We start from the raw sequence: 14,001 nt of genomic DNA, 5'->3' as shown, positions 1-14,001 counted from the left end.
ACGTGCGATTCCGTATGTGTCTCGCCCCCGCGTCATCGTGGAGTGCTTCGTGCCTCTTTTTCAGGCACCGGCGCCAGAGTGCGCCGGACGAGTCGATCCTACCGCCGTGGTCGCTGTCGCGGCTCCGTCTCGTGCGCGTAACACCGCCGAAACGGTGGCAGGGAAACATGCGGTCATGGAGTCGCTGTTCAACGGATACACCTCGCGTCGATCACCCGAGCGGGCGGGGGCTGCTCCGTGGGACGAGATGTTCCCCGCAGATGGCTTGCGCGACGGAGGCGGCGTGAGGCTCCCGTACAAGGACATGTATCCGGCGCTCGCCGGCATGGACGATGCCGAGCTGCGGGCCCGCACCGATGCACTGGCCAGCTCGTACCTCGCGCAGGGGGTGACGTTCGACTTCGCGGGGGGAGGAGCGGCCGTTCCCGCTCGATGTGGTCCCGCGCGTGATCGCCGCGGACGATTGGACCTACGTCGAGTCCGGGGTGAAACAGCGGGTGCGGGCGCTCGAGGCCTTCCTCGCTGACGTCTACGGGACCCAGCTGGCTGTGCAGGACGGCGTGATCCCGGCATCGCTGATCAGCTCGTCCTCTCATTTCCACCGTCAGGCGGCGGGGATCGTCGGCGCGAACGGCGTACGCATCCATGTCGCGGGCATCGACGTCATCCGCGATGAGGCCGGGGCCTGGCGGGTGCTCGAAGACAATGTGCGCGTGCCGAGCGGAGTCAGCTACGTGCTCGCCAACCGGCGGGTGATGGCGCAGACGCTCCCCGAGCTGTTCACGAGTCTGCGGGTGCGTCCCGTGGTCGACTACCCCGGACGGCTGCTACAGGCGTTGCGCGCGGCCGCGCCCGCGGGTGTCGACGATCCGACGGTGGTGGTGCTGACCCCCGGTGTGCACAACTCGGCCTACTACGAGCACACGCTGCTGGCCCGCATGATGGGCATCGAGCTGGTCGAGGGACGCGACCTGTTCTGCTCGGGCGGTCGCGTGTGGATGCACACCACAGCGGGCCCGACCCGCGTCGACGTCATCTATCGACGGGTCGACGACGAGTTCCTCGACCCGCAGCAGTTCCGGCCGGACTCCGTGCTCGGGGCGCCCGGGCTGATGCTCGCCGCCCGTCTCGGCAACGTGACGCTCGCGAACGCCGTCGGCAACGGCGTCGCCGACAACAAGCTCGTCTACACGTACGTGCCCGACCTGATCCGTTACTACCTGGGGGAGGAGCCGGTGCTCCCGAACGTCGACACCTGGCGGCTCGAGGAGCCGGATGCTCTCGAGGAGGTGCTGGATCGGCTCGATGAACTCGTCGTGAAGCCGGTCGACGGTTCGGGCGGCAAGGGCCTGGTCGTCGGGCCCGACGCTTCGCGCGAGACACTGGAGGAGCTTCGCAAGACACTGCTCGCGGATCCGCGAGGGTGGATCGCCCAGCCGGTCGTGCAGCTGTCGACGATCCCGACGCTCGTCGAAGACGGCTTCCGGCCGAGGCACGTCGACCTGCGCCCGTTCGCGGTCAACGACGGGCAGGACATCTGGGTGCTCCCCGGCGGGCTCACGAGAGTCGCGCTGCCCGAGGGGCAGTTGGTCGTGAACTCGAGCCAGGGCGGAGGGTCGAAGGACACCTGGGTGCTCGACCCGTCTCTGTTCACCGGGCCCACGACGACCGTGACGGGGGAGGCGGACCCCGCCGCCGACGAGGTGTCGCTCGCCACCGGGGCGATCGCGATCGTGTCGCCATCGCGAGAGGAGCCGCATCAGCCGTTTCTCTCGTCGCCGCAGGACGAGGACCTCGAACTGCGTCACCACCAGCAACAGCAACAGCAGCAGCAGCAACAGCAGCAGCAACAGCAGCAGGGGGGTGCGACGTGCTGAGTCGCATCGCGGAGGCGCTGTTCTGGATCGGGCGATACGTCGAGCGGGCGGACGGCACCGCGCGCATCCTCGACGTGCATCTGCAGATGCTTCTCGAGGATCCCTGGGTCGAGGAGGACACCGCCTGCCGTGCGCTGCTCTCGGTCATGGGCACGACGGCCGATGACGACGCGGTGCTGAGCCGTGACGACGTGGTGCGGCTGCTCGCACTGGATCGGGACCACTCCGCCTCGATCGCGCACTCGATCGCCTCCGCGAGGGAGAACGCGCGCCGCGCGCGCGAGATCATCTCGACGGACCTTTGGGAGACGCTCAATGAGTCGAACGCACGGATGCCGCGGCGGATCGCGTCCGACAAGACGCACCCGTTCTTCCGGTGGGTGCGTGACCGGTCGGCGCTGGCCTTCGGGGTGGTGGACTCGTCGACGAGCAGAGACGAGGCGTGGCACTTCTTCGTGCTCGGCCGCTCGATCGAGCGCGCCGACATGACGGCTCGGCTCTTGGCCACGCGGTCTCTGACGGAGGCAGGGGGCCCGAGCTGGACGACGCTGCTGCGTAGCTGCGGCGCGTACGAGGCCCACCTGCGCAGCCACCGGGCTGTACCGACAGCCGCCTCCGCGGTGGAGTTCCTGCTCGTCGATCGGCTGTTCCCCCGCTCGGTGCTCTCGAGCATCCTGCAGGCCGAGGACTGCCTGCGCGGGATCGATCCGGCCGCCGCATTCGGAGCCCCGGACCGCGCTCACCGTGTGCTCGGCCGCATGCGGTCGGAGCTCGAATACCGACCGATCGGCGACACCGTGCATCGCCTGTCGGAGAGCATGGAGGAGGTCCAGGTGGGGATGTCGATGGCGAGTGACGCGATCAGGGAGCGGTACTTCCCGTCGATCGCGATGCCGGTGTGGATCGGAGAGGCGCTGTGAGCCGGCTCCGGATCGTGCACCGCACGGGCTTCCGCTATGAGCAGCCGGCGACGGCCTCGTACAACGAGGCGCGGATGCTGCCGCACTCGAGGGAAGGGCAGTTCGTGCTGCAGGCGACGCTCGACATCTCGCCGACGGCGACCCAGCACTCGTACGCGGACTACTGGGACACGCGCGTCTCGACGTTCGAGGTGCTCACCCCGCACCAGGAGCTCTCCGTCACGGCGACCAGCGTGGTCGATGTCCGGCCGTCGCCCCACGCGGGTGCCGGGATCGACTGGGACGAGCTCGCCGCGCGCATCCCGCAGTCGCTGACCCTGGCCGAATGCGTGACGCAGACACCGGCCACCGACCCGGATGAGGAGATGCGCGACCTCGCTCTGCGGATCGAGGCAGAGGGCGGAGGGGTCGACGAGACCGCGTTCGAGATCTGCACGACAGTGGGGGAGGCGATGGAGTACCGCAGCGGTGTGACCGGGGTGAGTTCCACGGCTCGTGACGCGTGGCCGACGCGATCGGGCGTGTGCCAGGACATCGCGCACGTCGCGCTCGGCGTGCTCCGGGCGGCAGGAATCCCGGCGCGGTACGTCTCGGGCTATCTGCACCCCGACCCGACCGCGGCGATCGGACAGCCCGTGACGGGGGAGTCGCACGCCTGGGTGGAGTGGTACTCCGGCGAGTGGCGGGGCTACGACCCGACCAACCTCGTCGAGGTAGGGGAGTCGCATGTCTATGTCGGGCACGGACGCGATTATGCGGATGTCGCGCCGCTGCGCGGGGTGTACGCCGGCCCGAGTGCATCCGAGCTCTTCGTGTCGGTCGAAGTCACGCGCCTCGGATGACTCCGGCCCGCGACCGCGGGAGGCTCGGCGGTGGGGAAGAATGAGACGATGACGGATGCTTCGATCGAGCGCGAGACGCTCACCTGGGACGGCTTCGGATCCGCGACGCGAGACCTCGCGCGCCGCATCCTCGACAGCGGCTTCGTGCCCGAGGTCGTCGTGGCGATCGCCCGCGGCGGTCTGCTGCCGGCCGGCGCGATCGCGTACGGCCTCGGTGCGAAGAACTGCGGCGCGATCAACGTCGAGTTCTACACGGGCATCGGCACGGTGCTGGATGCGCCCGAGGTGCTGCCGCCCGAGCTCGACATGGCGTACCTCGACGGGCGGCGCGTGCTGCTCGTCGACGACGTCGCCGATTCGGGGCGCACCCTCGCTTTGGCCGTGCAACTGTTGAAGGACAAGGGTGCCGATGTGCGCTCGGTCACCATCTACACCAAGCCGTCGACGATCATCCAGCCCGACTATGCGTGGAAGGACACCGATCTCTGGATCAACTTCCCGTGGTCGTTCCAGGGCACCGTCCGCGAAGAGGACCTCGGGCTCGCACCGAGCGCCTGAGCTCTTCTCACGCTCGCAGCAACGCGCGCAGCGTCTGGATCGTGTCGGCTCCTGACGGCGTCTTGTCGGGTCGGTAGCCCTTCACGCGAGCGAAGCGCAGCGCGATGCCACCGGGGTAGCGGGGCGATCGCTGCACGCCGTCGATGGCGATCTCGACCACGAACTCGGGGCGCAGGAACACCGTGCTCTGGGTGCGCCGCGTCTCGAACGGCGGAAAGTTCTCGGTCTGCCAGCGCAGCAGATCGTCGGTGAGTCCCTTGAAGGTCTTGCCGACCATCACGAATCCGCCCGGCTCGCCGAACTCTCCGTCGGGATCGAGCGCGCCGAGATGGAGGTTCGACAGCCACCCCTGGCGACGCCCCGAACCCCATTCGGCGGCGAGCACGACGAGGTCGTACGTCAGCACGGGTTTGACCTTCACCCAGGACTTGCCGCGGCGACCCGCGGAGTAGGGGGCGTCGACGCCCTTGACGAGCACTCCCTCGTGCCCGGCTGCCAGAGCATCTCGGGAGAGCTGCTCGGCGGCTGCGGGATCGTCTGTCACGATGCCCGGCATGCGCCATTCGCCCACCACCCTCTCCAGCTCGGTCAGGCGGGTGGAGAGGGGCTCGTCGAGCAGGTCGCGACCGTCGACATGCAGCAGGTCGAAGAACCAGGGCCGCAGCACGAGGTCGCGCGAGACGTCGGCTCCGAACCGCGACATGGTCTCCTGGAACGGGCGGGGGCCGCCGTCCTCATCGAGCGAGAGCGTCTCGCCGTCGAGGATCAGGTCGTCAGCGGGGAGGCCTCGCACGATCTCGACGATCTCGGGCACACGGTGTGTGATGTCGGCGAGGCTGCGGGTGTAGATGCTCACGGCGTCGCCGCTGCGGTGCACCTGGATGCGCGCTCCGTCGAGCTTGTACTCGACCGAGGCGCGTCCTGTGATCTCGAGCGCAGCGGTCGGGGTGGCCGCGGTCGAGGCGAGCATCGGCAGCACCGGGCGCCCGACCACGAGGCCGACCGCGTCGAGCTCGGCCTCGGTGCCGGTGAGGGCGAGGACCGCGGTGTCGCCCAGGTCACCGGACAGCATCGCGGCACGCCGCACGGATGCCGCAGGGCGATCGGAGGCGCGGGCGATCGCGTCGAGCAGCACGCCGCCGAGTGCGCCCGTGCGCAGTTCTCCGAGCATCGCGCGCGACAGGAAATCCCACTCCTCGACGGTGGCACGCGCCGCGAGAGCGGAGAGCAGATCGGTCCGGGCCGCTGCAGACCCTGATCCCGATGAGCCGGCCAGTGCCTCGAAGGCCGCATCGACGTCGCTGATCGACAGTGACGACCCCTCGGCGTGCTGCACGTCGAGGGCGGTGATCCCGCGCCAGCCCACCCCCAGGCGGCCCTGACGCGGTGTCGCGAGCAGCAGGCCGACGAGGGCGGGCACGTCATCGGCCTCCACTCGTGCGAGCAGCCGCGAGACCGCGTCGATCTTGGCGAGACGTGATGAGGTGGCGGCGACCTCTTCGGCGGTGGAGACGAGCTCCGAGAGCAACATGGATGCAGTCTGGCATCGGCATCCGACATCGGCGACGGGCTTGCCTTCGCTCGTTCCGTCGCGGTAGGCAGGTCGGCTCAGCGCCCGCGGAACTCGGGCTTCCGCTTCTCCTGGAACGCCGTGAAGCCCTCGCGGTAGTCGTCGGTGTCGCAGAGTGCGGCCTGCGCGGCGTTCTCGACCTCGATCGAGTCCCACAGGGCGAGCCGCTCGTCGCGGATCCTCGCGACCAGCTGCTTGCTTGCGAGGAATGCCGCCGTGGCCCCTCGAGCCGCACTCGCCGCGGCATCCGTCGTCATCTGCAGCGCCTCGTCGTCGGGGAGAACCCGCGAGAACAGTCCCGACGCCACCGCCTCGGCGCCGCTCATCAGCCGCCCCGTGTAGATGAGGTCGAGCGTCTTGTGCGCTCCGAGCCGCTCGACGAAGAGCGCATGGCCTCCGGAGTCGAGGGTGGCCCCGAGCGCGGCGAACGGCGAGCCGATCTTCGCCGACTCCGCGACGTAGACGACGTCGGTGGCGATCAGGAGTCCGAGTCCGACGCCCAGGCAGGCGCCGTGCGCGACAGCGAAGGTCGGCGCGGGAAAGCGCGACATCCTCTGCAGCAGGGGCGTGACGAGGCCACCGAGATAGCCGATCACGTCATCGTCGCGAGGGTCCACCGCGGAGATGTCACGGCCGGCGCAGAACGCCCGGCCCTCGCCGCGGAGCACGAGCGCCCGCACTCCCGCGGCATCGGCTTCGTCGTAGGCGCGCCCGAGATCGCGCAGCGCCTGCTCGTCGAGCGAGTTCAGCTTCGCCGGTGCGTTCAGAACGACCGTCGCGACGTCGTCCTCGATGGTGAGATCGATCATCGGATGCTCCTCAGACGTCGTAGTCGACGACGACGCGGTCGCTCGTCGGGTGGGACTGGCAGGTCAGGACGTAACCGCGGTCGAGCTCGTCGGGTTCGAGGGCGTAGTTCTCGGTCATCGTCACGCTGCCCTCGATGACGCGGGCGCGACACGTGCCGCAGACGCCGCCCGCGCACGCGAACGGGGCGTCGGGGCGCACCCGCAGTGCGGCGTTCAACACGGACTCGTGGGCGTCGGCAGGGCTTTCGACGGTCGAAGAGACGCCGTCGAGGTTCACCTCGATCCGAATCGTCTTCTCACCGGCCCGCACCTCGACGGGTCGGGCCGCACGTACCGGCTCATCCCCGGTCGTGAAGAGCTCGAAACGGATGTGCTCCCGCGGCACGCCCACGTCGGCGAGCACCTCGCGGCACAGGTCGACGAGCGAGAGCGGTCCGCACAGGAACCACTCGTCGACATCGGTCGGGTCGATGAGCATCCCCAGGATGGTGCGGAGCTTCTCTTCATCGATGCGTCCGGACAGCACCGGGGCCGTGCGCTGCTCGCGCGAGAGCACGTGGTGCAGAGTCAGGCGCGTCGGATAGCGGTCCTTCAGGTCGGCGAGGTCCTCGAGGAACATCACGTCCAGCGTCGAGCGGTTCGTGTAGAGGAGCGTGAAACGGGAGGTGTCTGAGCGCGTCAGCACGGTGTGCGCGAGAGCCATGAGCGGTGTGATGCCCGAGCCCGCGGCGATGCCGACGACGTGGCGCTGATCGAGGTCGTCGAGGCCCGAGGTGAAGGTGCCCTGCGGACTCATCACGTCGATCTCGAATCCCGGGTGCAGCCCCGTCTGCGCCCAGGTGGAGAAGAGCCCGCCTTCGTCGCGCTTCACGGCGACGCTGAGGCGGGTCGGCATCCCGGCTGCGATCTGCTCGTCCGTGCGATGCTCGGGCGCGCGGCACAGCGAGTACGACCGGCGCACCTCGGTGCCTTCGAGCGTCGTGCGCAGCGCCACGTACTGGCCGGGCTGGTGGTCGTAGTCATCGGCCAGCTCGGCCGGAACGGTGAAGGTCACCTCGACCGAGTCGTCGGTGAGCGGCCGCACCTCTTCTACCGCCAAGGTGTGGAAGCGCGCGCGCTTCTTCGTGGCCGACACGGCGGAGCGCGGAGAGGCCGCCGGCGCGGGGCGGGACACAGCGAACAGCGACATCAGTGCACCTTGAAGTGGTCGAAGGGCTCGAGGCAGGCGCGGCATTCGAAGAGCGCCTTGCACGAGGTGGATCCGAAGCGTGAGACCTCGCGGGTGTCGAGCGAGCCGCACCGGGGGCAGCGCACGCTGATGGTCAGGCGGATCGGGCCGGAGGAGATCGCCGACCGTCCGGTCGGCGGGGCGATGCCGTACTGCGACAGCTTCTGCTTGCCGGCATCCGACATCCAGTCCGTCGTCCAGGCGGGGGAGAGCACGAGACGGACCTCGACCTGTGCGTATCCGGCTGCGGTGAGCGCCAGGATGACGTCGTCGCGGATCGTGTCCATCGCCGGGCATCCGCTGTATGTCGGGGTGATGTCGACTCGCACGGTCTCGCCGTCGACGGCGACCGCGCGGAGCACGCCGAGGTCTTCGATCGTGAGCACCGGCACCTCGGGGTCTGCCACGGCTGCGGCGATCCTCCAGGCGGCGGCCTCGGTGTCGTGGTGCAGGATGTCGGTCACCATGATGCTCCCGGATGCCGCCTGGCGAGCACCTGCATCTCGGCGAGCAGGTGGCCGAGGGGTGTCGCGTGCGCTCCCCGTCGGCCGCCGGCGGACGATGCCGCGACGGTGGGCGTCTCGAGCTCCGCCTCGGTGAACACGGTGTCGACGACCGCATCGAAACCGGTGCGCAGAGTCGACGGCCGTACAGCCGCGTCGCCGAGGCGATCGATGAGGGGCTCATCGCGGAAGAGTTCGTCGACGTAGGGCCAGACATCGCCGAGCGCACGGAGGATCCGCCGCCTCGATTCGTCGGTGCCGCCGGCGAGGCGAAGCACCCACTGCACCGCGTGATCGCGGTGGTAGTCGACCTCTTTGAGGGACTTCTCCGCGATCGCGGCGAACGTCTCGTCCGTGCTCGCCCGCAGGGCGGAGTAGAGCTCGAACATGTAGGTCGACACGATGAACTGACGTGCGATGGTCTGCGCGAAGTCGCCGTTGGGCTGCTCGACGATCCAGGCGCTACGGAACTCGGGCTCGTCGCGGAAGTAGGCGAGTTCGTCTTCGGAGCGTCCGTCGTAGGACCCCGCGAAGTGCAGGAACGAGCGGGCGTGGCCGAGCAGATCGAGGGCGATGTTGCCGAGCGCGACGTCTTCTTCGAGCTCCGGTGCACGGGCGATCCACTCGCCGAGCTGCTGCGAGAGGATCAGGGCGTCGTCGCCGAGCCACAGCGCGTACTCTGCGATGTCGGCGGATGCTGCGGCGGCGCCGGTTCCGATGAGCTCCTCGCTCAGCCGCAGCTCATCGACCGAGACGTCGCCGTGCGGGTCGCCGTGCGAACCGGTGGGTTCCTGAGCCTGTCGAAGGGTCACAGGTGCGGCACCCCTTCGGACGCCGTGTAGTAGACGGCATGCCGGTAGTTCTTGCCCGCGGGGCTCTCGAAGTAGGCGCCCTTCGCGTCGGGGTCGCTGGTGGTGATCGCATCCGCCGGAACTGCCCAGATCGACACGCCCTCGCCGCGGCGCGTGTACAGGTCACGGGCGTTGCGGATCGCCATGTCGGCATCCGGAGCGTGCAGGGATCCGACATGCACATGACTCAGACCGCGGTTCGCTCGGACGAAGACCTCCCAGAGTGGCCAGGGCTCGCGTTCGTCGGCTCCCGGCGTCGCCATCACGCCACCGCCTTCGTCTTCAGCGCCTGCTTGCGGGCATACTCGGCCGCGGCCTCGCGCACCCAGGCGCCCTCCTCATGTGCCGTGCGGCGGCGCTCGAGACGCTCGGCGTTGCACGGACCGTTGCCGCGCAACACCTCGAAGAACTCGTCCCAGTCGATCTCGCCGATCACGTACTGGCCGGTCTCGTCGTCGAACCGCAGATCGGGGTCGGGAAGGGTGACACCGAGGATCTCGGCCTGCGGCACGAGCATCCCGATGAACCGCTGACGCAACTCGTCGTTGGTGAAGCGCTTGATCTTCCACTTCATCGACTGGGCGGAGTTGGGGGACTGGTCATCCGGCGGGCCGAACATCGCCAGACTCGGCCAGTACCAGCGGTTCACGGCATCCTGTGCCATCTGCCTCTGTTCGTCGGTGCCCTGCATCAAGGAGAGCAGTATCTCGAAACCCTGGCGCTGGTGGAACGACTCCTCTTTGCAGACGCGCACCATCGCGCGGCCGTAGGGCCCGTACGACGCGCGGCACAGCGGAACCTGGTTGCAGATCGCGGCTCCGTCGACGAGCCATCCGATCGCACCCATATCCGCCCATGTGGGGGTCGGGTAGTTGAAGATCGACGAGTACTTGGCCTTGCCGCTGATGAGCTGGTCCATCATCTCGTCGCGCGTGATCCCGAGGGTCTGCGCGGCGGAGTAGAGATAGAGGCCGTGCCCGGCCTCATCCTGCACCTTGGCCATCAGGATCGCTTTGCGCTTGAGGCTCGGCGCCCGGGTGATCCAGTTGCCCTCCGGCTGCATGCCGATGATCTCCGAGTGCGCGTGCTGCGAGATCTGACGGATCAGCGTCTTGCGGTACGCGTCGGGCATCCAGTCGCGAGGCTCGATGCGCTGCTCGTTCGCGATGAGCTCGTCGAACAGGCGCTCGTCATCGGAGAGCTCGTCTGCGACGAGGGAGAGATCTGCGGGGCTGGTCATCATCGACTCCTCGGTGTCTCACCGGCTTTACTGACCGGTCGTTAGGTAATTCTGACACGGAGGTCGTCGGCGCGCAAGGCAGGGCGATCAGCGCGAGCGCGAGACGAGGTCGAGAAGCGCTCGACCGTAGGCCTCGGAGGGGTCCGGATGCTCGAACCGCAGTGTCTCTCCGGCGATCTCCACCTCGACGACGAACGCATCGGAGACGCGGGTCAGGGCGCGGAAGGTGCCTCGCAGCAGCTCGCGCAACTGGTCCTCGCGGGGGAGCCAGACGGCATCGGCGAGGGTGACGGCATCGAGAGCCCACTCGGTCGTACCGTTGAAGGCCAGATCCGTGCCGCTGGGCGTCTGGCGAGCCTCGATCGTCATCTCGCTGACCGTGAAGACGTCGGCCTCGGCCTCGAGCTCGACCTCGTTCGGCAGATCGAGCTGAAAGCGATCGCCCTCGGTCGGATGCCACACGAGACCGGCGTCGCGCAGAGATACGGCCAGTTCTCGGGTGATCATCTCTCTACGGTAGACGACGTCGTCGAGGGCCGGCGCGGATCCGGCTGTGGATGAACGGGGCCAGGCTGTCGGTGGCATGAGGCACAGTGGAGACATGACTTCCCCCGCCGCTGTCGACACCCGCACCGCTGCGCTCTCGGCGCTCCGCGAGCTGGTCGGTCGTCCCGATGCCGACTTCCACGACGGTCAGTACGAAGCGATCGAGGCCCTCGTCGAGGGTCGGCGCCGGGCGCTCGTCGTGCAGCGCACCGGGTGGGGCAAATCGGCCGTGTACTTCGTCGCGACGCTACTGCTGCGGCGGCAGGGCGCCGGCCCCACCGTGCTGGTCTCGCCGCTGCTCGCACTGATGCGCGATCAGATCGCCGCGGCCGAGCGTGCGGGCGTTCGTGCCGTCGCGATCAACTCGACCAACGCGCATGAGTGGTCGGAGGTGATGGAGCAGCTCGACCGAGACGAGGTCGATGTGCTGCTCGTGTCTCCCGAGCGACTCAACAATCCTGCGTTCCGCGAGCAGCAGCTGCCGGCGCTCGTGCGAAGGATCGGGATGCTGGTGGTCGACGAGGCGCACTGCATCAGTGACTGGGGGCATGACTTCCGTCCCGACTATCGGCGGTTGCGCGACCTGATCGAGCAGATGCCGCCTCAGGTGCCGGTGCTCGCCACCACGGCGACGGCGAACAGCAGGGTCGTGGCAGACGTCGCAGAGCAGCTCGGCACAGGCGGGGCGGAATCCGTGGACGACCGACCCGAGGTTCTGACGATCCGCGGCCCGCTCGCCCGCACCTCGCTGCGGCTGGGCGTGCTGCGCCTGCGTGATTCGGCGAGCCGTTTGGCGTGGTTGCTGAGCCACATCGACGACCTCCCCGGCTCCGGGATCATCTACACGCTCACCGTCGCCGCGGCGGTCGACACCGCGAGGCTGCTGCGCGATCACGGCCACGAGGTGCGCGCCTACACCGGGCAGACCGACACCGATGAGCGCACCGAGTCCGAGGGGATGCTGAAGCGCAACGAGGTCAAGGCGCTCGTCGCCACGAGTGCACTCGGCATGGGGTTCGACAAACCCGACCTCGGATTCGTGCTGCACCTCGGCGCTCCGTCATCACCGGTCGCGTACTACCAGCAGGTCGGTCGTGCGGGTCGTGCGAGCGAGAGCGCGGATGTGCTCCTGCTCCCGGGCGTCGAAGACCGCGACATCTGGCACTACTTCGCGACGGCGTCGATGCCCGATCGTGAGCGTGCCGAGCGCGTGATCGGGGCGCTCGGAGACCAGCCGATCTCGACCCCCGCTCTCGAAGCGATGGTCGACATCCGGCGCACGCCTCTCGAGCTGCTGCTCAAGGTGCTCGACGTCGATGGTGCGGTACGCCGAGTGCAGGGTGGGTGGGTCGCGACCGGGCAGCCGTGGACGTACGATGCCGAGCGCTACGAGCGCATCGCGGTCGAGCGCCGGGCCGAGCAGCAGCACATGATCGACTACGAGCAGACCGACGGATGCCGGATGGAGTTCCTCCAGCGCTCCCTCGACGACGACACCGCGGCACCCTGCGGCCGGTGCGACAACTGTGCGGGTATCTGGTTCCCGAGCGAGATCGGCGAGTCAGCCACCACGCAGGCCGCGGAGTCGCTCGATCGTGTGGGCGTCCCCGTCGAACCGCGGCGTGCCTGGCCGACAGGGGCCGACAAGCTCGACATCCCGGTCAAGGGGCGCATCGCGCCGGGGGAGCAGGCGGGCGAGGGGCGTGCTCTCGCCCGACTGACCGACCTCGGCTGGGGCGGCACCCTGCGGGAGCTCTTCGCCGCGGGGGCGCCCGACGCAGCGGTGACCCCGCAGGTGCTCGGCGGGTGTGTGCGCGTCCTCGCCGGCTGGGGGTGGACGGAGCGCCCCGTCGCGGTGGTCGCCATGCCGTCGCGGTCGCATCCGCTGCTGGTCGACTCTCTCGCCCGCGGGATCTCCGAGATCGGGCGGCTGCCGTACCTCGGTGCGCTCGATCTCGTGAACGGCGGACCGACGGGGCAGCCCGGCGGCAACAGCGTCTTCCGTCTCGCCGGTCTGTGGGACAGATTCAGCGCGCAGGGCCTCGACATTCCCGAGGGCCCGGTGCTCCTCGTCGACGACCTGGCCGACAGTCGGTGGACCCTCACCGTCGCCGCACGCGCGCTTCGTCAGGCCGGTGCCACCGAGGTGCTTCCGTTCGTGCTCGCGCTCCGCGGCTGAGGTCGGTGTCAGAAGCATCCGTCAGTGCTTCGTCGATGCGTCCGTTTCTCTCGACTTCATCCGCCGAACAGCTGTGGCAAGCAGCGGGATATCGGTGCGCGCTGTCGTCATGACGATGGCGTGGGTGGTGTCGAAGTAGCGGTGCGCGAGGTAATCACGCATCCCGGCGATCTCCGCCCACGGGATGCCGGGCTCAGTGGCGGTCGCGGCTTCACTGAGATCCTTCACCGCCTCGCCGATCTCGATGAGCCGGGCGCGTATGGCATCGAAGACGATCTCGTCATCGCTGTCCATCCGTCGCTCATAACGAGCGATCGCGTCACAGGCGGCCTCGATGTCCTGAAGCCTCTCGGAGGTGTGCCGGTTCACAACGTGACGGCTTCACGTTCGACTGCCTCTGCCACTGCGGGTTTGAGGCCGTCGAAGGGGACGAGGTCGACCGGCCGGTCGAGGATCCGCTCGGCCACTCGCCTCATCCGCAGCAGATCGAACACGCCGACAGTCGGCGCGACATCGACGGCCAGATCGATGTCGCTCGATGCGCTCTCGTCGCCGCGAGCGACGCTGCCGAAGAGGCGGATGCGTCGCGCCCCGAGCGGCTCGAGTGCGTGCCGGAGTTCGCCGGACAGCGCGATCACGTGGTCGCGCGCGCTGTGCTCCTCCGCAGTGCGCGGGGTGACCTCGACGACAAGCCCGGCGGCCGAGATCAACCTGTCGACGGCGTCGAACGACGGTTCGCGCCTGCCGTTCTCGTATTCGCTCACGACGCTCTGCGTCACGCCGGCGAGCCGGGCCAGCGCGGATTGTGTCAGCCCACTCTTGCGGCGGGCGTTGCGGATCAACTCGGCGGCGCGACTCATGCAGTGATGATATCGCTT

General features: G+C 68.8%; 14 protein-coding genes and 1 pseudogene. 5 read left to right on the top strand and 10 right to left on the bottom strand.

Annotated elements, in window-relative coordinates:
- Positions 1-175: 175 nt before the first annotated feature.
- The 4 genes and pseudogenes from IXW21_RS15745 (at position 176) to IXW21_RS15730 (ending at position 4,197) form a co-directional block, all read left to right on the top strand.
- Positions 176-1,877: pseudogene (locus tag IXW21_RS15745) on the top strand (circularly permuted type 2 ATP-grasp protein).
- Positions 1,871-2,797: an alpha-E domain-containing protein gene (locus IXW21_RS15740; protein WP_194765191.1), complete on the top strand. Its 927-nt coding sequence runs from the start codon at positions 1,871-1,873 to the stop codon at positions 2,795-2,797. Before IXW21_RS15745 ends, IXW21_RS15740 begins: the two are co-directional and overlap by 7 nt.
- Complete coding sequence (locus tag IXW21_RS15735; protein WP_194765190.1) at positions 2,794-3,639, top strand: transglutaminase family protein; 846 nt, start codon at positions 2,794-2,796, stop codon at positions 3,637-3,639. The genes IXW21_RS15740 and IXW21_RS15735 overlap by 4 nt, the downstream gene beginning before the upstream one ends.
- Positions 3,640-3,687: 48 nt before the next feature.
- On the top strand, positions 3,688-4,197 hold the full coding sequence (locus IXW21_RS15730) for a phosphoribosyltransferase (protein WP_194765189.1): 510 nt from the start codon (positions 3,688-3,690) through the stop codon (positions 4,195-4,197).
- Positions 4,198-4,204: 7 nt separating this feature from the next.
- Here IXW21_RS15730 and IXW21_RS15725 read toward each other — a convergent pair whose 3' ends face one another.
- The 8 genes from IXW21_RS15725 to IXW21_RS15690 all read right to left on the bottom strand — a co-directional run bounded on the left by IXW21_RS15725 (position 4,205) and on the right by IXW21_RS15690 (position 10,905).
- On the bottom strand, positions 4,205-5,728 hold the full coding sequence (locus IXW21_RS15725; protein ID WP_194765188.1) for an ATP-dependent DNA ligase: 1,524 nt from the start codon (positions 5,726-5,728) through the stop codon (positions 4,205-4,207).
- Between the two features lie 77 nt (positions 5,729-5,805).
- Entirely contained in the window at positions 5,806-6,576 is a 771-nt protein-coding gene (locus IXW21_RS15720; RefSeq protein WP_194765187.1) for an enoyl-CoA hydratase/isomerase family protein, read from the bottom strand.
- Between the two features lie 10 nt (positions 6,577-6,586).
- The gene (gene paaE / locus IXW21_RS15715) at positions 6,587-7,765 is read right to left on the bottom strand and encodes a 1,2-phenylacetyl-CoA epoxidase subunit PaaE (protein WP_194765186.1); all 1,179 of its coding nucleotides are present in this window, start codon (positions 7,763-7,765) and stop codon (positions 6,587-6,589) included.
- On the bottom strand, positions 7,765-8,271 hold the full coding sequence (gene paaD / locus IXW21_RS15710) for a 1,2-phenylacetyl-CoA epoxidase subunit PaaD (RefSeq protein ID WP_194765185.1): 507 nt from the start codon (positions 8,269-8,271) through the stop codon (positions 7,765-7,767). Before paaD ends, paaE begins: the two co-directional genes overlap by 1 nt.
- Positions 8,265-9,119 (bottom strand): 1,2-phenylacetyl-CoA epoxidase subunit PaaC, encoded by an 855-nt coding sequence (gene paaC, locus IXW21_RS15705; RefSeq protein ID WP_194765184.1) that lies wholly within the window; start codon positions 9,117-9,119, stop codon positions 8,265-8,267. Before paaC ends, paaD begins: the two co-directional genes overlap by 7 nt.
- The gene (gene paaB / locus IXW21_RS15700; RefSeq protein ID WP_056308954.1) at positions 9,116-9,421 is read right to left on the bottom strand and encodes a 1,2-phenylacetyl-CoA epoxidase subunit PaaB; all 306 of its coding nucleotides are present in this window, start codon (positions 9,419-9,421) and stop codon (positions 9,116-9,118) included. Before paaB ends, paaC begins: the two co-directional genes overlap by 4 nt.
- Positions 9,421-10,398, bottom strand: coding sequence for a 1,2-phenylacetyl-CoA epoxidase subunit PaaA (gene paaA / locus IXW21_RS15695; RefSeq protein WP_194765183.1), 978 nt, complete (start codon positions 10,396-10,398; stop codon positions 9,421-9,423). Before paaA ends, paaB begins: the two co-directional genes overlap by 1 nt.
- An 87-nt stretch (positions 10,399-10,485) precedes the next feature.
- On the bottom strand, positions 10,486-10,905 hold the full coding sequence (locus IXW21_RS15690) for a pilus assembly protein CpaE (RefSeq protein ID WP_194765182.1): 420 nt from the start codon (positions 10,903-10,905) through the stop codon (positions 10,486-10,488).
- 94 nt (positions 10,906-10,999) lie between these two features.
- Here IXW21_RS15690 and IXW21_RS15685 point away from each other — a divergent pair, with 94 nt between their 5' ends.
- The gene (locus IXW21_RS15685) at positions 11,000-13,123 is read left to right on the top strand and encodes a RecQ family ATP-dependent DNA helicase (protein ID WP_194765181.1); all 2,124 of its coding nucleotides are present in this window, start codon (positions 11,000-11,002) and stop codon (positions 13,121-13,123) included.
- A 21-nt stretch (positions 13,124-13,144) separates the two neighbouring features.
- On the opposite strand, the gene IXW21_RS15680 is transcribed toward IXW21_RS15685, so the two are convergent.
- Entirely contained in the window at positions 13,145-13,492 is a 348-nt protein-coding gene (locus tag IXW21_RS15680) for a DUF86 domain-containing protein (protein WP_194765180.1), read from the bottom strand.
- Positions 13,489-13,983 (bottom strand): helix-turn-helix domain-containing protein, encoded by a 495-nt coding sequence (locus IXW21_RS15675; RefSeq protein WP_194765179.1) that lies wholly within the window; start codon positions 13,981-13,983, stop codon positions 13,489-13,491. Before IXW21_RS15675 ends, IXW21_RS15680 begins: the two co-directional genes overlap by 4 nt.
- Positions 13,984-14,001: the final 18 nt, after the last annotated feature.

The organism is Microbacterium sp. UFMG61, from assembly GCF_015354505.1.
Taxonomy (GTDB): domain Bacteria; phylum Actinomycetota; class Actinomycetes; order Actinomycetales; family Microbacteriaceae; genus Microbacterium.
This window is presented reverse-complemented; position numbering and strand designations above follow the sequence as displayed.

Bases quoted from the DNA above. Each gene is read 5' to 3' on its own strand.
- paaA (WP_194765183.1), bottom strand. From the start codon at position 10,398: ATGACCAGCCCCGCAGATCTCTCCCTCGTCGCAGACGAGCTCTCCGAT.
- IXW21_RS15685 (WP_194765181.1), top strand. From the start codon at position 11,000: ATGACTTCCCCCGCCGCTGTCGACACCCGCACCGCTGCGCTCTCGGCG.
- paaB (WP_056308954.1), bottom strand. From the start codon at position 9,421: ATGGCGACGCCGGGAGCCGACGAACGCGAGCCCTGGCCACTCTGGGAG.
- IXW21_RS15730 (WP_194765189.1), top strand. From the start codon at position 3,688: ATGACGGATGCTTCGATCGAGCGCGAGACGCTCACCTGGGACGGCTTC.
- IXW21_RS15690 (WP_194765182.1), bottom strand. From the start codon at position 10,905: ATGATCACCCGAGAACTGGCCGTATCTCTGCGCGACGCCGGTCTCGTG.
- paaD (WP_194765185.1), bottom strand. From the start codon at position 8,271: ATGGTGACCGACATCCTGCACCACGACACCGAGGCCGCCGCCTGGAGG.
- paaE (WP_194765186.1), bottom strand. From the start codon at position 7,765: ATGTCGCTGTTCGCTGTGTCCCGCCCCGCGCCGGCGGCCTCTCCGCGC.
- IXW21_RS15675 (WP_194765179.1), bottom strand. From the start codon at position 13,983: ATGAGTCGCGCCGCCGAGTTGATCCGCAACGCCCGCCGCAAGAGTGGG.
- IXW21_RS15720 (WP_194765187.1), bottom strand. From the start codon at position 6,576: ATGATCGATCTCACCATCGAGGACGACGTCGCGACGGTCGTTCTGAAC.
- IXW21_RS15725 (WP_194765188.1), bottom strand. From the start codon at position 5,728: ATGTTGCTCTCGGAGCTCGTCTCCACCGCCGAAGAGGTCGCCGCCACC.